Annotated in this window: 16 protein-coding genes; 11 read left to right on the top strand and 5 right to left on the bottom strand. The window is 43.8% G+C overall.

The features are described 5' to 3' along the window. Positions 1–31: 31 nt before the first annotated feature. The 3 genes from BLW16_RS03205 to BLW16_RS03195 are packed head-to-tail and all read right to left on the bottom strand — an operon-like array spanning position 32 to position 4,876. The gene (locus tag BLW16_RS03205; RefSeq protein WP_090555081.1) at positions 32–1,876 is read right to left on the bottom strand and encodes an IucA/IucC family protein; all 1,845 of its coding nucleotides are present in this window, start codon (positions 1,874–1,876) and stop codon (positions 32–34) included. Between the two features lie 39 nt (positions 1,877–1,915). Further along, a complete protein-coding gene (locus tag BLW16_RS03200) occupies positions 1,916–3,757 on the bottom strand; it encodes an IucA/IucC family protein (protein WP_245735109.1) in 1,842 nt (613 codons plus the stop codon). 24 nt (positions 3,758–3,781) lie between these two features. Then, positions 3,782–4,876: a TauD/TfdA family dioxygenase gene (locus tag BLW16_RS03195; protein ID WP_090555079.1), complete on the bottom strand. Its 1,095-nt coding sequence runs from the start codon at positions 4,874–4,876 to the stop codon at positions 3,782–3,784. A gap of 292 nt (positions 4,877–5,168) precedes the next feature. Here BLW16_RS03195 and BLW16_RS03190 point away from each other — a divergent pair, with 292 nt between their 5' ends. The 9 genes from BLW16_RS03190 to BLW16_RS03150 all read left to right on the top strand — a co-directional run bounded on the left by BLW16_RS03190 (position 5,169) and on the right by BLW16_RS03150 (position 14,419). After that, on the top strand, positions 5,169–5,795 hold the full coding sequence (locus BLW16_RS03190) for a nitroreductase family protein (protein WP_090555077.1): 627 nt from the start codon (positions 5,169–5,171) through the stop codon (positions 5,793–5,795). A gap of 21 nt (positions 5,796–5,816) precedes the next feature. Beyond that, on the top strand, positions 5,817–7,346 hold the full coding sequence (locus BLW16_RS03185) for a pyridoxal phosphate-dependent decarboxylase family protein (RefSeq protein WP_090555075.1): 1,530 nt from the start codon (positions 5,817–5,819) through the stop codon (positions 7,344–7,346). After that, positions 7,321–8,763 carry a GNAT family N-acetyltransferase gene (locus BLW16_RS03180; protein ID WP_090555073.1) on the top strand — a complete coding sequence of 481 codons (1,443 nt, stop codon included), beginning with the start codon at positions 7,321–7,323 and terminating at the stop codon, positions 8,761–8,763. The genes BLW16_RS03185 and BLW16_RS03180 overlap by 26 nt, the downstream gene beginning before the upstream one ends. Further along, positions 8,750–10,105, top strand: coding sequence for a lysine N(6)-hydroxylase/L-ornithine N(5)-oxygenase family protein (locus BLW16_RS03175; protein WP_090555071.1), 1,356 nt, complete (start codon positions 8,750–8,752; stop codon positions 10,103–10,105). Before BLW16_RS03180 ends, BLW16_RS03175 begins: the two co-directional genes overlap by 14 nt. Positions 10,106–10,115: 10 nt before the next feature. Continuing rightward, on the top strand, positions 10,116–11,513 hold the full coding sequence (locus BLW16_RS03170; protein WP_090555068.1) for an MATE family efflux transporter: 1,398 nt from the start codon (positions 10,116–10,118) through the stop codon (positions 11,511–11,513). Positions 11,514–11,554: 41 nt separating this feature from the next. After that, entirely contained in the window at positions 11,555–11,797 is a 243-nt protein-coding gene (locus BLW16_RS03165; protein ID WP_090555066.1) for an acyl carrier protein, read from the top strand. Between the two features lie 15 nt (positions 11,798–11,812). Next, positions 11,813–13,207, top strand: a complete 1,395-nt coding sequence (locus BLW16_RS03160; protein ID WP_217631502.1) for an AMP-binding protein — start codon at positions 11,813–11,815, stop codon at positions 13,205–13,207. Positions 13,208–13,388: 181 nt separating this feature from the next. After that, positions 13,389–13,886, top strand: coding sequence for a sigma-70 RNA polymerase sigma factor region 4 domain-containing protein (locus tag BLW16_RS03155; protein ID WP_139298248.1), 498 nt, complete (start codon positions 13,389–13,391; stop codon positions 13,884–13,886). A 20-nt stretch (positions 13,887–13,906) separates the two neighbouring features. Further along, complete coding sequence (locus tag BLW16_RS03150; protein WP_245735108.1) at positions 13,907–14,419, top strand: hypothetical protein; 513 nt, start codon at positions 13,907–13,909, stop codon at positions 14,417–14,419. A 60-nt stretch (positions 14,420–14,479) separates the two neighbouring features. Here the strand turns inward: BLW16_RS03150 and BLW16_RS03145 are convergent, their stop codons facing one another. Together BLW16_RS03145 and BLW16_RS03140 are read right to left on the bottom strand one after the other, a co-directional pair. After that, positions 14,480–15,346 (bottom strand): SDR family NAD(P)-dependent oxidoreductase, encoded by an 867-nt coding sequence (locus tag BLW16_RS03145; RefSeq protein ID WP_090555062.1) that lies wholly within the window; start codon positions 15,344–15,346, stop codon positions 14,480–14,482. A gap of 131 nt (positions 15,347–15,477) precedes the next feature. After that, positions 15,478–17,922 carry an outer membrane beta-barrel protein gene (locus BLW16_RS03140; RefSeq protein ID WP_090555060.1) on the bottom strand — a complete coding sequence of 815 codons (2,445 nt, stop codon included), beginning with the start codon at positions 17,920–17,922 and terminating at the stop codon, positions 15,478–15,480. 235 nt (positions 17,923–18,157) lie between these two features. On the opposite strand from BLW16_RS03140, the gene pxpB reads away from it, so the two are divergent. Both pxpB and BLW16_RS03130 read left to right on the top strand, forming a co-directional pair. Continuing rightward, entirely contained in the window at positions 18,158–18,868 is a 711-nt protein-coding gene (gene pxpB / locus BLW16_RS03135; RefSeq protein WP_090555059.1) for a 5-oxoprolinase subunit PxpB, read from the top strand. Beyond that, positions 18,858–19,829 (top strand): 5-oxoprolinase subunit C family protein, encoded by a 972-nt coding sequence (locus tag BLW16_RS03130; protein ID WP_090555057.1) that lies wholly within the window; start codon positions 18,858–18,860, stop codon positions 19,827–19,829. Before pxpB ends, BLW16_RS03130 begins: the two co-directional genes overlap by 11 nt. Positions 19,830–19,840: the final 11 nt, after the last annotated feature.

The following is a 19,840-nucleotide window of genomic DNA, read 5'->3' as shown; positions in this document are numbered from 1 at the left end:
ATAATTGGTGTTGATATGTTTGTAATTGTGTTTATTCTTTTTGATGGTGTATATATTCCTCATCTGCAGGATGATGCTGATAAGGGGCAACAGGGTTTGCCATATTTCCGATATAGGGAAGGTCTTTAAACGGATTTGCCCGGTTGCGCAATTGCCGGTTATTGTTTAGCTGCAGCCTGTTCAGGGCATCAGGACTAAACTCACTGACGAACAGGTCATATTTTTGATAGGACTCATTAAATTCGGGATGATCCTTCTGATAGTCGAGGATGCAATCCGCAACCAGCTTCCAGAATCTTTTTTCACTGAAACCCGCATGTTCAACCAGTATTGCCGAGATGAACCTGAAGATGGAATCGAAGATTTGTGTAAACAGGGGTAATGTTTTAGCTATCTCAGGGACAGTTACTGATAACCTTGATGCTGCTTCCGGAACAGGATGGGCGGTATTGAGCAGAGACACTTCCTCACCAATATCTTTCATAATGGCACGTACGGGAATATGGTTTTCAAGTACCATGATCAGGTTTTCGCCATGTGGCATAAATACCATGTCCCATTGGTAAAAACAGTGCAGCAGGGGGCTTAGGTAACAATCGAAGTATTCCTTTAGCCATTCAGATGTAGTTAAGCCCGAAGCACGGATCAATTCCGGCAGGTAGGCATTCCCCTCATTGTCAACATGCAGCAGCGCTGCCATCGTAATGAGCTGCTGATCTTTCGTGATTTTACTTACCGGGCTTTCCCGCCATAAACAGGCAAGCATTTTTTTGTAATGGCTGTCGGCACCCACTGCAGATTCGTAATAGCGATGGGCAAAACTTACGCTGGCAATTTCTCTCAGGATGAAGAACCTTTTTTGCTGCAGGTAACTGTCGTTTTCCACTAAATTATAGATCCACTCATTGATTGGTGGGTTGGTCATCATGAATTTTGGGGATAAGCCCCTGACATAACCCATATTCAGTACTGACAGGGCAGTTTTTACATAAAACTTTTCGGGATGGCTGACATTGAAAAATGTTCTTATGGATTGCTGCGGGAGGTATTGGTCATCACTGTATCCCAGGCAGACCAATTGCTGCGTGGCAATATCGGCAGCGAAAATATTTGATAGTTTATTGAACCATTGCCATGGATGTACGGGGATAAAGAAATAGTCATCCGGATTCAGTTTTTTGGCGGTCAGGATGCCGTTAAAGCGTTTCAGGTTTTCCTCTCCAAGCTCCTGCAGGATGACCTGTGTATATTCCAGCGAAGAAACTGCGCTGAAGACCGCCGTCTGCCTGTTACCGGCAAGCCATACCAGGGCAAACGGTGCGGCTGTTTCAGGGGCGTATTCCCTGTAGTCGCCGGCGTCAAAACCAATCCGGCCGTTATTGGCAATAAAGCGGGGGTGCCCGGTCATAGTAGATTCTGTTTGCTGGTAGCCTGCATTTAACAGCTCTCTTGATTCGGGCTTGCCGTAAAAATTCATGTATGAACTTCCGCTCAGCGTACTGCAAACCTCTTCCAGGTATACCGGCAGTGATTCATCAGGGATGCCAAGCTCTTCCCTGAATTCAATGATAAAGTTCAGGGCATCAATTGTGGCAGGTTTGCCTTCAATATGTTTCTCCTGGGAAGCGGTGTCAACGTACCAGTGGTTCAGGGCAAGGATCTTTGCCCGGAAGCTGTAAGTGATCTCCCCGGTTTTATTCATTAACAGGTAATGGCCCCAGCCATCTTTCTCAGCGGTGAGTTTCGGGATTATAATGCGCTCATGAGAAAATTCTGCAATTATTTTCCGCAGGTGCAGGCGGTTTACCTTTTCCCATACGGGCTTTTCCAGGTGTGCTGAAGCCTGAGTTGGGGTAACCTTTGTTTGTATGTTCATTTTTCTTAGGATTAAGGGTTGGTAGATGCAGGGTGTATTTTATAATAACTTTGCCTGGTAAGCGGCCAGCGGATTTTTTAAGATGCCGGCGAACTTCTGGTTCCTGAACGGATCGGCACCATCCAGCATTTTCTGACTATTCTGCATCTGAAGGCGGTTAGAACAGGTTTTGATGATTTCCGGCGCGAACAGGTCGTATTTTCTGAACTTATCTTCCAGCTGAGGATACTCAAACTGGTAATCCGTAATGCAATCTGCTACTAGCTTCCAGAACTGTTCTTCAGGATAACCTGCATGCTCTACCAGGATGTGGTTCAAAAAGCGGAAGAAGGAATCAAAGATCTGTGTGAAAATGGATAGGATCTTCAGGTCTTCGGGAACGGGGATAATGATCCTCTTTACGATTTCAGGCAATTCCTTTTGCTGGTTGACCACGGCTACCTCTTCACCAATATCTTTCATGATGGCCCTTACAGGGACATTGTCTTTAAACACCAGGATCAGGTTTTCGCCATGTGGCATAAAGCGCATGTCATGAAAATAAAAACAATGCAGCAGCGGGCTTAAATAACATTGCAGGTAACTTTCCAGCCATTGTTCTGTATCCAGCGGAGAACTGCGGATCAGTTCAGGCAGGAGCGCATTTCCATGTGTATCTACATGCAGCAGGGCGGCCATGGTCATCAGTCGCTCACCGGGTTCTATTTTGTCCATCGGGCTCTCCCGCCAGAGTGTTGACAGCATTTTTTTATATGGGCTGTCGGTTTGAATTGCATTTTCGATATGCTGGTTGGTATAGCCGACTGTGGAAATCTCTTTTAACACTGTAAATCCTTTCTGTTGCAAATAAAGGTCGCTGCTTACGATTTCCGCTACCCATTCATTGATGGCCGGAGTAGTGCGCATGAAATAGGGTGAAAGGCCCCTCATGAAACCCATATTTAAGATTGACAGGGCTGATTTTACATAGAACCGGCCGGTATGGCTGACATTGAAAAATGTACGTACAGATTGCTGGGGCAGGTACTGGTCTTTGCTATACCCCAGACAAACCAGTTTTGATGCTGCGATATCCGGAGCGAAGAGGTGGATCAGTTTATTAAACCACTGCCATGGATGGATGGGAAAACAGATGTAATGAGCAGGGTCGAGACCTTTTTTCAGGAGTTCATCATGAAATGACTGATTGGTTTCAGCGTCCAGTTCCTGTGCGATTACCTGCTGATAGGTCAGCGGGGCAATACTTGTGAATTCAGTACAATCCCTGTGGCCCGCTACCCAGATCAGTGAAAGTGGCGCCGCGGCCTCAGGACTATAGTTTTGGTAATCAATGGCATCAAAGCCTATTCTTGCGCTGTTGGCAATAAAACAGGGATGGCCCGCGATCATGGCATGTTCTGTATCCGCATAACTTGCCTGTGTTAAATCTTTGGAGCTGAGTTTTTCGTTTGCATGCATATAGGCACTGCCGTAAAGGCAGCTGATAATTTCTTCCAGATAAGTGGGCAGATTTGTGTCGGTAAAGCCGAGCTCCCTGGTAAATTCAGTAATAAAAGCAATGGCATCCAGTGCCTCTACTTTGTCGCCTCTCATTCTGGTGATCGATGCAGTATCGATATGCCAGTGGTCCAGTCCCAGCACCCGCGCCAGAAACTGATATTCTATTTCCCCGTCATTTGTAGACAGGATATACAGGCCCCAGTTGCCATGAATGCGTTTCAGTTGAGGAACAAGAAGCAGTTCATGCGAAAACTCGCATAACATTTTCCTGACCTGCAGGCGGTTTACCTGTTCCCATATCTGAGGACTCAGGTGGGCGATGGCTGATTCAGGGGATAACTGATGATTTTGAGGAATGCTCATTTCGGCTTGTTTTTCCATTTGGTTGAATATTTAGGTAATAAGTTAGCTTGCAGTGATGACTTTGCCATAATGATCTTCCATGATCATAAAAGGATTCTCGGGATGTGCTACGGACTGCACGTGAATCAGACTGCTTTTGCTCATCATGCGCAGCATTTGCCGCCGTTCACATGGCACAATCTTCCCGTCAACTTGCCTGACACCGGCCTGGAAAGCCGTTCGTCCGTGGGCGCATAAATGATTGTTCACAAAAATCAGGTCGCCTGCATTCGGAATGAACTGGTCATAGATCAGCTGTTTGGCTTTCGCCCAGAACTTTTTTAAGATGTCTAAAGCCTCCGGCGTCTGGTCTGCCTGTTCATTATAAATTTGCTCTGCCGCGTCAAAGCGGATAAACGGCCGCTTGATATTTCCGTATAGAACAGGGGTTGTTTCTTCCTGTGCAAGTGCTTCCTCAGGATTGAAATTTGCGTCTTTCGGGCACTTGTAAATGGGTTTGAAAAGCTCTTTCATCAAATCGTCTGTTTCTCCGTGAGAGCGGATAGAATATAACGTGGAGTTTACCTGCTCTTCGTTCCTGAGATATAAAAAGCTAAGAAAATCTGCCGGATGATATAAGAATGCATCTTCTGTATGTACAAACAGATCTGTTTTTGAACCTGCACCTGTTTGCGAGAATGACATACTTTCCTCAGGAATAATGGCATGTAAAATCCCTCCGCCTTTGCGCTGCACATAATATTGAACAGGTTTGGAGGGAACGGCACCGTGAAGCAGGGAGGAGATAAAACCGTAGAGATTATGTTTATGGTCATCTGCTTCTTTCCATGATGCGGGCGTTGGGCCTAATGCATCCTGGTCTACATCAACAAGTCCTTTGAAAACAATTGCCCCATACTGCTGACTTGAAAAGTCGGTACTCAAATTACTGAGCAATGCAGCGATACGTTCAGGAAGTAAATAGTAAGCATTCAGATGGAGGGATGCGATGTAGGCGGGCGATTCGTAATGTCCGAATTTTTTTTGAAGCTGCAGGGACGAACTTTTAATAATTGCGCGTTCAACAGGCGAAACTTCAATCATTAAGGGCGCCATTGGAGGTAACTGACGGAGTGATTCTTCGTTTTTTAATTCCATATCGGTAGGTTTTTATAGACAGGTTAATAGTAATACATGATTAATTTGAGTGATGATAATTGTTATTTAATAGTTAATTAAGTTTGCTAAATCGGTTTGTTGACGCTTTTAAATATCAAGAGTTGAAATAAATATTGTTTTAATCATAAGAACTTTTACATTTGCCATTGTTGTTATTTTTAACAAGTCTAAATAGATGGATTGTTGTTGACAAATCTATTTGTAATAAATCTAAATAGCAACATATATTTTGTGTTTTTTTCTTAAGTATTAACTAAAATCTCTGTTTGCCATGAAAAACGACAATATTGCGACCGAAATACATTTTAGGTGCGACCATGAAATAGTCACTCATTATATTCGTCAAAGGAAAAGTATTTATGCTGATCATTATCGCTCAGGTAGAATTCCTGATGCTGAATTAAAAGAGATATTGATCAATTCCACATGGGCGCCAACCCATAAAATGACTGAACCCTGGAGGTTTGTGGTGCTAACAGAAACTGAGCTGATAAAATACGGAGCATACATGTGCGCCTATTATCAGGATCTGTACATGGATATACCTGATGCTGAAAAGCGGCTGGCGAAATACAATTATCTGAAAGAATACCCGCTTAAAGCCGCATGTATGATCGCTGTCATTTTCGCCCGAAGCACCAGGGTAAATATTCCTGAATGGGAAGAACTTGCTGCAGTTTCCTGTGCGGTACAAAATATGGCCATCAGCGCTACCTCATTTCAGATCGCTTCCTACTGGGCAACAGGCGGATCTGCAATTGACTATGTTAAAACGCTTGGTTTAGCAGAAAATGAAACTTCGCTTGGCCTGTTTTTCATGGGATATACTGACGAATCAACCCTGCCTGCCCGGAAAAGAAGAACATCTATTGATGAAAAAGTAACCTGGCGGTCCTAACCTGAAATCAACCTCATAATTATGGAAAATATATCTTACGCTAATCTGACGGCGGAGCAAACCCTGAACGCTGCTGATCAGTCGCCTCAATTCCTGGACATCTTTCATCAGCATACAGCTGAATCTTACAGCCTGGCCATAGATCAGGCGAAGGAGATGGTGCTTAAATTTCTTGAAAATCAGCAAAAGCCCTTTAGCGGCATTACGCCCCTGCAGTTGGGCGAGCAGTTTAATAAAATTGAATTTGATGTGCCGCTGGCAAGTTATGATGAGCTGTTCAAAGAAGTACAGGGTTTGTATGTTGACCACGCTACGGCTTTTCATCTTCCTAATTATATTGCTCATCTGAATTGCCCGGTAGTGATCCCTGCACTTGCTGCAGAAGTACTGATCAGCGCCATCAACTCTTCACAGGATACCTGGGATCAGAGTGCAGGGGGAACCCTGATAGAGCGCCGGTTAATTCACTGGACGGCCCATCAGATCGGGTTTGGAGACCGTGCAGACGGAGTATTTACCGGCGGGGGATCTCAAAGTAACCTGATGGGATTGTTACTGGCCAGGGATTGTTTTGCACTGAACCGGCTGAACCACAATATCAAGGTAGACGGAAATCCTCCGGAAGCGTCCAGGTTCAGGGTTTTTGTTTCTGATAAATCACATTTCAGCAACCAGAAAAATGCCTCACTGCTCGGACTGGGAGAACAGGGAGTGATGCAGGTGGAAACCGACAGCCGTTTTAAAATGAAGTCTGATGCGCTTGAAGAAGCCATTCTTAATGAACTTGAACTCGGAAATATCCCCTTTGCCATTGTGGCTACCGCTGGTACTACAGACTTTGGTAATGTAGACCCATTGGAAGCAATCAGTGCTTTAGCTGCAAAATATAAGTTATGGATGCATGTCGATGCTGCCTATGGCTGCGGCCTGCTGCTAACGGATCAGCATAAATACTTATTGAAGGGAATAGAAAAGGCAGACTCTGTCACTATCGATTACCATAAGTCTTTTTTCCAGCCCATCAGCAGCAGCGCATTCATTGTTCGTGATAAAAACTCCCTGGAGATCATCAGGCACCATGCAGATTACCTGAATCCCAAAGAGCAGGATTATGAAGAATACCCTGCACAAATCAATAAGTCCATTACTCAAAGTACAAGGAGATTTGATGCGCTGAAGTTATGGTTTACCCTCAGATTGCTTGGCAGGGAAAAGCTGGGTGAGTATATGGATGCGATTATTTCGACCGCCAAAGAGGCGGCTGATCTGATTAACCGCGATCCTGAACTGGAGCTGCTGAGTGAATCAGATATCAGTGTGCTGGTTTTCAGGTACAGGTCATTAAAGCTAAAACACGTTGATCTGTGTGCGTTAAATCAATACATCAAAAAGAAGATGTTCCATACAGGCGAGGTGTTGGTTGCCAGTACAAAGGTAAACGGCAGCTTTTATCTCAAGTTCACCATTTTCAATCCCATTACCACGGTAAATGATATTAAGAATATTCTAGGCATAATCAAAACTTATGGAGCAGCTTATCCCGAACAGTAACCCGACAGCGGACGGGCAGGTTCGGATATTTTCTGCCGCCATCAACCAGTACTGCAGGGAATTCGGCAACTGGACGCGTTACATGGGTATACCGGAATATGATCCTGTACTGGCTGAAGGGCTCCGCCAGAGCGGCTTGGATCTGCATTTCAAAATCAGCTTCCCGGCCAGCGCTGCGGAAGTTTTTATTCCCCTGCTCTACTTTAGTGATACCGGAAACCATGTTTTTCAATTTCCCGTCTTGCTGTATGATCAGGAAAATGATAAAATTACGGATATAGATGTGGTGAAGTTCCTGAAAATGGCAATCCTGGAAGCGCAGGGCATCTACCCGGAATGGCAGGTCCCTGATTTATCAGCATGTTTGCTGCATGCTGTGGAGACCGTCAGGTTAAAAGTTATCGGTCAGGTTGCTCAGGACACAGCACGCTCTGCTTTTATCTCCACGTTTGAGGTAAAGCCTGTTGATGATCAGTCGCCTCTCCGGGATTTGGCAATGCTAAGGTTTCAGAAACAGGTAAATAGCGTGATCTGTAACTCTCCATGCAGAGCAGGGATCGACGATCTTTTTGCAATTGTGGGAATATTAGGGCGTAACCGGATACTGGAGGAAAATGCGATGCTGAAATGCATTTATCTGGAACTGCAGTCTTTTGCGGAACAGCAGCAGGATGAAAATGCCGGAACCTTGCTGGATCAGCGGCACATAGAAATAGAGGGAGAGCTGTTCAGTGGGATGGGTAATTATAAACGGTCCATTTATAACCCGCTGCATAAAAACTTTTATAGTGCCGGGTTGCTTTTCCCACCAGCTCAGGAGGAGGTCTTCTACCGGTATTTTGACAAAGAGCAGACCGGCATCAGTATCAGGCCATTTGATATCAAACGGGATCTGCAAATGGTACACCAGTGGTTCCATTCAGAACATGCAAAAACAATATGGAAAATGGATTGGCCCTTAAAAGAACTGGAACATTTTTACCGTGCACTTCTGGCAGAGGGGCTTTCACATAGCTATATAGGCGAAGTAAACGGGGAGCCGACTTTCAATTTCGAGGTGTACTGGGCCACCACGGACGTTTTGGGCGACTATTATGAGGTGCTGCCCTCAGATTATGGTACTCATCTGTTTATTGCCCCAACGGATAAGAAAAAGAAATTTCCCTCGCTGATCACGCAAAGTATCGTAGACTGGCTTTTTATGCAGCCGGAGGTAGGCAGGCTGGTTGGAGAGGGCTCTGTTGATTCTCTTGCAGCACTGATGAATAAAGTGCATGTCGGTTTCAGGCTTCAGCACATCATCGAAATGCCTCATAAAAAAGCTTATCTCAATTTCTGCCTCAGGGAATGGTATTGGGAAAAGTTTCCCCGGAACAAAAATTATTCACCTAAACCATCTATCAATGAACACACCTAAAATATATGATCTTATCGGAATTGGTATCGGCCCGTTTAACCTGGGCCTGGCGGCCTTGTCTGAGCCGGTCAGGGAACTGGATACGCTTTTTCTGGACCAATCTGACGAGTTTAACTGGCATCCGGGTTTGATGTTAGACGAAGTAACACTTCAGGTACCCTTTATGGCAGACCTGGTGACGATGGCAGACCCTACCAGCCCCTATAGTTTCCTGAACTACATGAAACAAAGCGGGCGGCTGTACAAATTTTATATCCGCGAAAGCTTTTTTATCTTCAGAAAGGAGTATAATGCCTATTGCAGATGGGTGCTGAAACAGCTGGATAATTGTTTGTTCTCTAAGCAGGTGGTGTTAGTATCTTTTGAAAATTCCGTTTATAAAGTCACGGCAAGGGATACCAGGTCGGGAGGTGTAAACATCTGGCACACCCGCAAGCTTGTATTGGGTACAGGTACAAGTCCCTATATTCCGGCAGCAATCAAAGAAAAGTCCCTTGACAATGTGATCCATACTTCCCAATACCTTAACCACAAGGATCACCTGATGAAGCAGCAGTCGGTAACCGTTGTGGGCTCAGGACAAAGTGCTGCGGAGATCTTCCAGGATTTGCTGCCCGGGGTTAAAAAAGGGATGCAGTTAAACTGGTTTACACGGTCTGAACGTTTCTTCCCTTTGGAAAACCATACCAAGCTAACCCTGGAGCTGACTTCACCGGAGTATGTCGACTACTTTCATGCCCTGCCTGCCACACAGAGAAAAGATGTTCTTGCGCGTCAGAACATCCTGTTCAAAGGAATCAATTCTGATCTCATTAACCAGATATATAACAGTTTGTATGCAATGGACCTGACAGATAATGATCTCAAAGTGGTATTGATGGCAAACAGCAGGTTAAATGATATCCATGTTGAAGAAGATGGCTCTTATCTGTTAAACTTCTCTCATGTGGAACAGGAGAAAACATTTGAGACCAATACCAATTATGTGATCCTTGCCACGGGTTATAAATACATGGAGCCGGAGTTTCTGACCGGAATTTCTGACCGGATCAGAAGGCTGGAAGATGGCGGCTATGATGTACACAGGAATTATACGATCGACGAGGCGGGGAATGAGATTTTTGTCCAGAATGCCGAACTGCATACCCATGGGATCTCCACGCCCGATCTTGGAATGGGCGCATACAGAAATTCCCAGATCATCAATCAGCTGGCAGGCAGAACAGTATATGCGGTTGAGCAAAGGATAGCCTTCCAGTCTTTCAGTGCATCAGACCTTCCTGCTACCAGCGCAGCAGACCTTCGGATTACCGATAAGGTGGGTGCTGATTTAACCCTTTAAACCTAAACTTGTGTTGCTTAAAATACGTCATCTATTTAATTTATTCAGGATAGCCCTCCAGGGTACTGAAAAGAACTTTACCTCGGGGAGTGTCAACAGGGCCACCTTTTTGCTCGCCGTACCTACTATGCTGGAACTGAGTATGGAATCGCTTTTTGTGCTCGTTGACCTGCTGTTTGTGAGCAGTCTGGGCGAAAATGCGATTACGGTAGTGGGCATCACCAATTCGGTAGTCATTCTGATCCAGTCGGTAGCTACCGGCCTTGGTATTGCTGCAACAGCAGTAATTTCAAGACGCGTAGGTGAGCAGAAACCAAAGAGTGCAGGCCAGGCTGCGATGCAGGTTATCTACCTTGGGATTATTCTGTCCCTGATCTGCAGCTGCATAGCGCTGATCTTTAACCGGCAGATCATGCATTTTGCCGGCGCTTCAGACAGCCTCGTGAATTATGGGAATGTGTTTTCCAGAACGATGTTCGGCGGGCTTATTTTTATGATCATGCGTATTCTCATTAATGGGGTTTTCCGTGGTTCCGGGGATGCGTACATGGCGATGCGTACACTGGCCTTTTCAAATATTCTCAATGGCTGTTTATGCGCCGTACTGATTTTCGGGCTCGGGCCAATTCCTGCTTTAGGTTTATTGGGAGCTGCTATTGCGATGGTCACGGCCAATGTGTTCAGTGTAAGTTACCAGGTATGGTACCTGATCAATGGCAATCAGCGGATTATGATCGGTAAGCGGCAGCTGGTGATGATACCATCGTTAATGAAACGATTGCTTAAGCTGGCCGCGGCGGGTATGGTGCAGTACCTTGTTCCGTCTTCCAGCAGATTTATGATGATCGTTATTGTTGCCAGGCTGGGTGAAAGTGTACTTGCAGGTTATATCATTGCCAACAGGATTATTATGTTCAGTGTATTGCCCGCTTATGGTATTGCCAATGCTGCTGGCGTACTTACGGGTCAGAATCTTGGTGCCAGGCAGCCGGAGCGGGCAGAAGCCTCTATCTGGAAAACGGGAGTGTTCAATATGTGTTTTTTGGGCACCATCGCAATTTTTCTGTTGTTCTACTCCAGGTCTGTAGCCAGCTTTTTTGCCCACGAAGAGAAGGTGCTGGCCTATGCGTCTGAATATCTTCAGTATATGTCCATTGCTTATTTCTTTTTCGGTTATACGATGGTGATTTCAAGGGCACTGAATGCAGCCGGAAATGTAAATACAGTTACTATGCTCTATATCCTTATGTTTTATATCATCCAGCTGCCTTTGTCTTATTTATTGGGGATTTATTTCCAGTGGGGGGCAAAAGGGATTTTCATAGCCATCCTGATCTCTGAGATCGTATTGTCCTGCAGCTGCGTCATCGTTTTTAAAATGGGAAAATGGAAAACTGTTAAACTATAAACATCCGGACGAAAAAAATCATCATCAAAACAAAATACAATATGAACAACTTAAAAAAATTAAAACAGGCATTTGCTGAAGCACTGTGTATATCAGTCGATGAGGTGAACGAAGATTTAAGCTACCAGGGTATTGCAGAATGGGACTCCGTGTCGCATCTGTTCCTCGTTAAAGAGATTGAAGCCACCTTTGGCCTTACCATTGCAATAGATGATATCCTTGAAATGACAAGCTTCACAAATGTAAAACAAGTGCTGGGCAGATTCAATATCACGTTTAACTGATCAAATACCATACCTATGAAAAATATGCCCCGGCTTTACGACCTTATTGTAAATAATGAAGGTTTACATTATATCGATCCGCTGACGGGAATCTCCCGTACGCCGAAAGATTTTCATGAGTCTGTGGCGATAGATGATACAGCAGGCCTTGTATTTCTCTATCCCGACAATCAGCTGAAGTCAGTAGAGCTTCTTTTAAATTTCCTGAGGACCGACTTTACCATTGCACTGCTGAGCCCCACCTTAAACAATGACTATAAGGAGCAATTGGAAAAGCATTACCATCCTTATTATATCTATGACCCTTCAAGATCAGAAAGGGATGGTTATACGGCTGTCAATGCCGGACCGGAACATACGCTGTTTAAGCAAAAAGCGACTGTAAAAACGGTGGTTAACCCACTGATCAAACTATTGATCAATACTTCGGGAAGTACAGGCTCTCCAAAGTTTGTGAAATTGTCGGAACAAAATATAGTAAGTAATGCCTTATCCATCATTGATTATCTGCCGGTTAAACATTTTGATACCGCCCCGCTGAACCTGCCCCTATTTTACTCCTACGGTTTTTCTGTATTTACCAGCAATTCCATTGCCGGGGGAGGTATCGTATGTACCAACAAAACCGTCATGGAAAAAGAATTCTGGCTGGAACTTGATAAGTTCCAATATACTTCTCTGGCAGGGGTGCCCTACGTATATGAGATGCTGCAGCGGATCGGGTTTCTGAATAAAGAATACCCCTCACTGCGTTATATGACACAGGCCGGCGGGCGGCTGAATGCATCTGTTTTAATGGAATTCGGAGCCTATGCCCTGAAACATGGACTTTCTTTTTTTTCAATGTACGGGCAAACGGAGGCGACAGCAAGAATCTCCTATCTTCCTCCTGAATATCTGCAGGAAAAATCGGGATCTATTGGCAAGCCCATCAAAGGAGGTAAGCTCGATCTAGACCCCTTATCGGGTGAATTAAGATATTACGGACCAAATATATTTGGTGGATATGCTACCCGGATAGATGACCTGCTGGAATATAAACAGGATACCGTATTATATACCGGTGATATTGCCAGGCAAGACGAAGACGGTTTCTTTTACATTACCGGCAGAAATAAACGTTTTATCAAATTATTTGGTACACGCATCAATCTGGATGAAATTGAACAGCTATTAAAGGAAAATTTTGCGGGGGCATCTTTCATCTGCATGGCTGAGGAAGACCAATACCTTGTGGTCGCTTTTTTTGATGCCGGCATTAATGAGAAAGCTATTAAAACTTTGCTTTTTGATCAGATAAAAGTTCATCCTGCCAGTGTAAAAGTCAGGCTGCTGGATCATATGCCGTTAACACCAAATGGTAAGATAGATTATATCGCTGCGAAAGTCAAAATGACAGAGATACATTAATAGATTTAACGGTTCAACCATTAAATAATAAAGTGTCGTTGGAATACCGGTTAAGTTTTTAACTGGCCGGATACCGGCTAATTATTTTATTTATTTCTAAATCGTCTAAACTTTATTTAATTTTATACTTTATCAGGGCCGACAAAAGCTTGTGGTTGAGCTGAATTGTGAAATTACTGCCTTGATAAATAAAGAATGTATGCTGAAAACTGACACACAAGCAATCGTAGAAAATAAGCCTGAAAGCGTTCGTAATCTTTACGATAGATATGCGGGGATGTTATTGGGGTATATTTTTGAAATTGTAAAAGACAGTAAATTGGCTGAGCAGTATCTGGTGCATATATTTTGTAAACTTTCAGAAGAGTTTAAAGACAAAAAGTGGGAAGGGCCTGTAAACTGGTGCCAGCTGCAAAGGTTTGCGCAGCGTAAAATGGCGGCTCTTCCAGGCCTTTCGGCACGCCCCGCGGAACCCCGGATATCGGGAGCGGGCATGAACGGCCCAAAAGATAAGTATATTGAGCAGTTAAGCTCAACTCAGCAACAAATATTTATTGATATTTATTATTATAGAAAAACAACTGCTGCACTTTCGGTGGAATTGAACAAAACTGAAGAATTCATACGGAAGACGCTAAAAGAGGCTTTCGTCATGTTAAGAAAAAGTGATGAAAATTGAAAAGTGGTGAAAATTAAGGAATGCATAGCGTGAAAATTAACGAATACATAGAAAGTGGGGTGCTCGAAGCATATGTATTTGGTTCTGCTTCCGAAGCAGAAACCAAAGAACTATTATACCTGAAAGCAAAACATCCACAAATACTCGAGGCATTACATGAACTGGAAACAGACATAGAATTCATTGCTCAAAAGATGGCTATTACCCCTCCTCCCGGTATGTGGACGAAAATTGAAGCCAATATCAATGAACTGGTTAAAGCACGTGATTCAGAAGGTTTAACGATAGATATGCCATTGAGAGACCGGCCGCAGTATTCTTCCAAATCCCGGAAGAGCAGTCAGTTCGTGGAAATAGAAGCAGAATCCGGCCATATCAGGATCCGTAAAATATGGAGATGGATATTTGCAGCTGTTTTCGTATTAGGAAAGATCTTCCTGGCTTTTGCCATCTATTTTTATATTGAGAACCGTCACAATGAGAAAGAAATTGAACAGCTAAAGACAGAACTAAAGACACATCAGTTACCCTGATCTGAACGGCAATAAAGAATTTGAAAAAGGCATGCGGCTTAGAGAGCCCCCGTGCCTTTTTTATAAGTCTTCCTTCTCAATAACTTTATTTGAAATATCCGTAGATATCTTGTTAATTTCTATAATGGATGAAGCCAGGATATCCAGTCCGATAGTATAGATCATCTTCCTTTGTCCAAATGGGGTGCTGATAATGCTGCTGATCGTATTGGCAACTTCGGCAGGTTCATGAGTAGAGCGGTTTGCACCAAACATCTCAATAATATTCTTTTTTGCCTTCGGATACCATTCACCGTATTTCGATGAGATAGCCGTATTTTCAACAAAATTTGCGGATACATTTTTTCGAAGGGCTGTGTTTACGGCTCCGATCTGTACCAGAACAGAATCTATTCCCACTACTTTCAGCTCTTTGTTGTAAGTATTGCTTAAGGATCCCAAGGCTGCTTTAGCCGCAGCATAAGGACCTAAAAATGGTATCTGGAAAGTGGCCATTCTGCTGGAGATCTGTATTAAAAGACCTTCCTGCCTTTTGTGCATAAACGGAAGAACTGCTTTAATTATCCTGTCGGGGCTCAGTACCATCACCTGGAATATATGATCCATTTCCTTGCCGCTAAAGGCTTCCAGAAGCCCTGTGGAACCTAATCCTGCATTATTGATCAGTACGTCAATTGCTCCATTTGAATGGAGTGCAATTTCATCTATTGCTGTTTTTACAGAGCTCTCACTGCTGATATCAAGCTCAACTACTACAATATTTACTGAGTTCTCTCTAGCCCATGCCTTCATTCTATTGGCGGCGTCCTTATTTTTTGAGCCGATATTTCGCATGGTGGCATATACAGTATGCCCTTCTTTCGCCAATTGTTGTGACAGAAACCAGCCCACTCCACTGCTGCAACCTGTGATAATTATATTTTTCATTTTATTCCGAGTTAGTTCTCTCTTTATTCAACTGCCGGTGGCCTGATTAACATATTCTGGAACGCGTGTATTTATGCTATCGTATCTTTTTTTGCCCAAGATCACCTGTATTGGGGATTCCGGATCGGTACCTATGGTTTTACCCGGTTCTGTTCTTCAGCAGAACCTTTGTCCCGTTTGCGTGCCCCTTTGATTTCACTGCTGCCAAAACGATAGGTACAGGTTAAACGGAATACCCTGCTTTCGTCTTTGCTCCTGTATGTGAAATCCTGCCCGGGGATTGTACTTGTGTTTTTATACTTCAGCAGATTAAAGACATCATTCGCAGCTACTTTAATATTTAATTTTTTCTCCAGCAAAGATTTACTGAATCCCAGATCTATACTGTGCTGCTCCGATTCAGCAGTTGTACCGTTCACGCTTTTCGAGTGGTAGAATCCTGACAGTTCAACATTGAATGTAGGAGTAACAGTAAAAGTTTGTGTAGTATTAAAATTAAACGACAATTTTCCGCTGCTGAAGGGTGTTGCTAAAAGATCAGGAGCATTGAACTTATTGTAAAAAACGGTCAGATTGGTATTGGTATTCCACCATCTGGCAAGGGATAGCGGGGAGCTGATATTCAGGTTATATGAATTTAACTCTGCAAGGTTCTCATTACTGGCAGCCAGTGTTTTTCTTGCCGTGTCTGCTATCACAACAAAGGAAATTACGTCACTGGTATGGCTGTAACCAAATGTTGCGTTGATTGTTTTTTTATAAGAATAAGAGACTTCAAATGAGTTAGTATACTGGGGATTCAGGAAAGGATTTCCCCTAAAATAAGTAAAAGCGTCAAGGAAATGAACAAAGGGATTCAGGGATGAATAATCCGGGCGGTCAATCCTCCTGCTGTAAGAAAATCCGATTTCGTTGTTTCTGGAGAGTACCTGATTGATAAAAATTGTGGGGAATAAGTTCAGGTAATGGCGTTTAACAGTATTTTGTGTGGTGACAGAATTTCCCTTTGAATTGGTCTGTTCAGCCCTTAATCCCAGCTGTAATGTGGTGCTCCTGAACTCGCGCTTAAGGTTGGCATAAGCGGCATTGATGTTTTCATCGTATTTAAAATGATTAGTCTGTGTTACATCATTCTGCCATGTATGATTAATGAAATTTTCAAAGATTGAATTGTTGTCAGTATTCACAAAGCTGGTTTTTAACCCCAGATCTAATTTCGTTTTTTTGTTGAGAGGATAACTATAGTCGGCCTTTGCTACCCATATTTTTACGATCGCAGGTGTGGCATTCCTAAAGATTACAGGTGGCCTGGTCAATAAACCGGCAGCATCAGAGAAATTATTATTGTAGGTTTCAAGTTTATCCCTGTGGTACCTTGAGAAATCAAGATCTACATTAATTTCCTGGCCCAACGTATCCAGTACGCCCCTGTAATTTAGGTTATACGCTGTATTTACATATTTATATTGCGTAGGATTTATCGCTTTTACCAGGGAATCTGTCTGATTCGGATGGCTGCCGATTCGTGTTAAAATATTATCCACCTGATCCGCTTTGGTAACATAACCGTTTATAGCAACACCTATAGTGTTGTTATCATTAATAAAATAATCCAGGCCGGTTTTATAGTTCGTATTGTTCCTGATGCCTGTATATCCAGCCGTCTGGTCAAAGAATGTCTGATCTGTACCTGTATCATTTACCCGACTAAGTCCTTGTTTCACAGTTCGTTTGTTGCGGCCATAATTCACATCCCCAAAAACATTAAATTTCTTTTCCCTGTGGTTGAGTGTTAATCCGCCATTGGCCTTATAATTTTTTCCATATCCTCCTCCCGCTGTCGCTGTTCCATTGGTTCCGTAATTGCGGTTCTTTTTGAGTTTAATATTAATGATACCGGAATTCCCTGAGGCATCATATTTTGACGACGGATTAGTGAGCAGCTCAATGCTGGTAATAGCATTCCCTTCGGTTGAATTTAATAAATTGGCCAATTCCTCATTCGACAGATAAGTAGGCTTGCCATCAATCATCACGGTCACGCCTTTTTTACCTCTCAGGCTCACATTGCCATCTTTATCTACACTTACTCCCGGTGCCTTTCTCAGAATTTCCAGTGCGGTATTGCCGGTAGCCAGAACACTGTTTTCAATGTTCAGTACGGTTTTATCTACCTGCCTTTCCACAAGTGGCTTTTTCCCGGTGATATTTACACTATTCAGTTGCTTTGCCGTAGCAGTGAGCAGCACATCGTTTACCGAATATGCCCTGTTACCGGCGTTAATAGGGAATGGCCCTTTAACAACTTTCGTGTAGCCCAGCATATTAAAGGCTATCAGATAATTGCCGTCGGGCAAATGATCAAAGGCGTAGATTCCTTTTTCAAATGTAAATGAGCCCTTCACCACTGTGGAATCCTGGGCTTTCAGTAAAGCAATGGAAACATAGTCCAGTGGTTTTCTCTGCTCATCAATTACATTTCCGGTCAAACTGCCGTCATGACTGGTTTGCGCAGCCGCTTTAAAGAACAGTAAAAAAACTGCAAAAGAGGTAAATAGTAAAAATATTTTTTTCATAGAAGGGGGAGCTTTTCATGGTAACGTTATCATTTAACGACACGTTCATGCCAGACTTTGAGCAGTAATAGTTAATTTTATTTTTCCGGTAAAGGTATTCTGTTTGGGCTGACGACAAAACCCCCTTAAGAGGGGGTTTTTAAACGCTATCGGCGGGAGCTGCATAAAAGGATACAGCAATAGTTTTTTCAGGTTTAATTATTATATTTATTTGCGGCTAAAACTCAATAAATGAATGAATTCCACCATTAACGATGTACGGTTCTACCCATTGGGGGACGCGGCGATTGTTGTTCAGTTTGATGAAGAGATCAGTAATTCTACCCATGAGATCATACGGGCTGTTTGTAATTATCTGGAGGAGTATTCTTTCGACGGCTTTATAGAATATGTACCTGCATTTACAACAGTCACCATATTTTATGAACCAATAATTGTCAGTTATCAGTCGGTTCAGTCAGACCTCGAGGAAATGCTTATCGAGGTGATGGCGCATCCCGCAAAATCTGTATCTGGTATTGTGGAAATCCCTGTTTTGTATGGTGGCGTTTGGGGGCCGGACCTTGACTTTGTAGCTGCACATACGAAACTGACGACCGAGGAGGTGATCAGCATACATACCGGAACTGAATATCTGGTACATATGATCGGTTTTGCACCAGGATTCCCCTACCTGGCAGGCATGGATGAGCAGTTATCAACCCCCAGAAGGGAAACGCCGCGGTCAAAAGTGCCTCCGGGATCTGTAGGAATTGCCGGAAAACAAACCGGTGTCTACCCGATAGAGACGCCCGCAGGGTGGCAGATCATCGGGTGTACCCCAATTCATTTATTTGATGCAGGCAGGGCCGCACCGGCATTACTGAAGGCCGGCGACCGTGTCCGTTTTGTATCCATCACAGAAACAGAGTTTGAAATGACCAATAAGAGGCGCTATGGGAATTAAGGTGCTGAAAGGTGGATTGCTGACCACCATTCAGGATACCGGCAGATTTGGTTACAGGAAAGATGGTATTATTGTAAGCGGGGCAATGGATACTGTTGCCCTGAGAACGGGAAACCTGCTCGTTGGTAATCAGGAACACGAAGCCGGGATAGAATGTACGTTAATAGGACCTAAAATCTATTTTGAATCCGATCAGCTGATTGCGCTTACCGGTGCAGACCTCTCCCCTGCGCTTGATCATGTACCCGTAAAAATGTGGAGGCCTGTTTTTGCAAAAAGGGGATCAATGCTGAACTTCGGTACTTCGGTAACAGGATGCCGCAGCTATCTGACAGTGTCCGGAGGGTTTGACGTTTCTGAAGTTCTGGGCAGCCGTTCCACTTATCTGCGGGCAGGGTTTGGAGGCTGGAAAGGAAGGGCCCTGGAAACAGGGGATCACATATCTTTTAAAGAAGAGTACCAGGATACCCTTCGCAATTTTAACTGGTCCTGCGACCTGAGTACATTTTATCCTGATTTAAAAGATACTGTGATCAGGGTAATGAAAGGACCGGAGTATGAACTGTTTTCGCCGCTGAGCCAGCAGTCTTTTTTTGAGCGGGAGTTTCGGCTCACCAATGAATCAGACCGTATGGGATACCACCTGCAGGGGCCGGCACTGGAACTGAATCTGCCGCAGGAAATGATCTCTTCGGCCGTTGCTTTTGGTACCGTACAGGTGACCAGTAACGGGGATTCCATTGTGTTGATGGCCGACCATCAGACTACTGGCGGATATCCGAGAATTGTACAGGTGATCACGGCAGATTTTTCTAAACTTGCTCAACTGCAATGCGGGCAGAAAATACGTTTTGAATTGGTCACCCTGGCTGCCGCACAGGCTGCACTGCAGCAACGTGAACAGCAGCTGAAACAGCTCCGGCAGACATTAACATTCAAATATGACCATGACAGATACTAGGTATACGGCTG

Source organism: Pedobacter hartonius (genome assembly GCF_900107535.1).
Classification (GTDB): Bacteria; Bacteroidota; Bacteroidia; order Sphingobacteriales; family Sphingobacteriaceae; genus Pedobacter; species Pedobacter hartonius.
The sequence above is the reverse complement of the archived record's forward strand: the minus strand, read 5'-3'. Positions and strand labels throughout refer to the sequence as shown.

What these genes read in the sequence shown, in the direction of transcription:
- BLW16_RS03200 (WP_245735109.1), bottom strand. Translation starts at nt 3,757, where the DNA reads ATGGAAAAACAAGCCGAAATGAGCATTCCTCAAAATCATCAGTTATCC.
- BLW16_RS03180 (WP_090555073.1), top strand. Translation starts at nt 7,321, where the DNA reads ATGGAGCAGCTTATCCCGAACAGTAACCCGACAGCGGACGGGCAGGTT.
- BLW16_RS03150 (WP_245735108.1), top strand. Translation starts at nt 13,907, where the DNA reads ATGCATAGCGTGAAAATTAACGAATACATAGAAAGTGGGGTGCTCGAA.
- BLW16_RS03160 (WP_217631502.1), top strand. Translation starts at nt 11,813, where the DNA reads ATGAAAAATATGCCCCGGCTTTACGACCTTATTGTAAATAATGAAGGT.
- BLW16_RS03190 (WP_090555077.1), top strand. Translation starts at nt 5,169, where the DNA reads ATGAAAAACGACAATATTGCGACCGAAATACATTTTAGGTGCGACCAT.
- BLW16_RS03165 (WP_090555066.1), top strand. Translation starts at nt 11,555, where the DNA reads ATGAACAACTTAAAAAAATTAAAACAGGCATTTGCTGAAGCACTGTGT.
- BLW16_RS03195 (WP_090555079.1), bottom strand. Translation starts at nt 4,876, where the DNA reads ATGGAATTAAAAAACGAAGAATCACTCCGTCAGTTACCTCCAATGGCG.
- BLW16_RS03130 (WP_090555057.1), top strand. Translation starts at nt 18,858, where the DNA reads ATGGGAATTAAGGTGCTGAAAGGTGGATTGCTGACCACCATTCAGGAT.
- BLW16_RS03185 (WP_090555075.1), top strand. Translation starts at nt 5,817, where the DNA reads ATGGAAAATATATCTTACGCTAATCTGACGGCGGAGCAAACCCTGAAC.
- BLW16_RS03175 (WP_090555071.1), top strand. Translation starts at nt 8,750, where the DNA reads ATGAACACACCTAAAATATATGATCTTATCGGAATTGGTATCGGCCCG.
- BLW16_RS03205 (WP_090555081.1), bottom strand. Translation starts at nt 1,876, where the DNA reads ATGAACATACAAACAAAGGTTACCCCAACTCAGGCTTCAGCACACCTG.
- pxpB (WP_090555059.1), top strand. Translation starts at nt 18,158, where the DNA reads ATGAATTCCACCATTAACGATGTACGGTTCTACCCATTGGGGGACGCG.
- BLW16_RS03140 (WP_090555060.1), bottom strand. Translation starts at nt 17,922, where the DNA reads ATGAAAAAAATATTTTTACTATTTACCTCTTTTGCAGTTTTTTTACTG.
- BLW16_RS03145 (WP_090555062.1), bottom strand. Translation starts at nt 15,346, where the DNA reads ATGAAAAATATAATTATCACAGGTTGCAGCAGTGGAGTGGGCTGGTTT.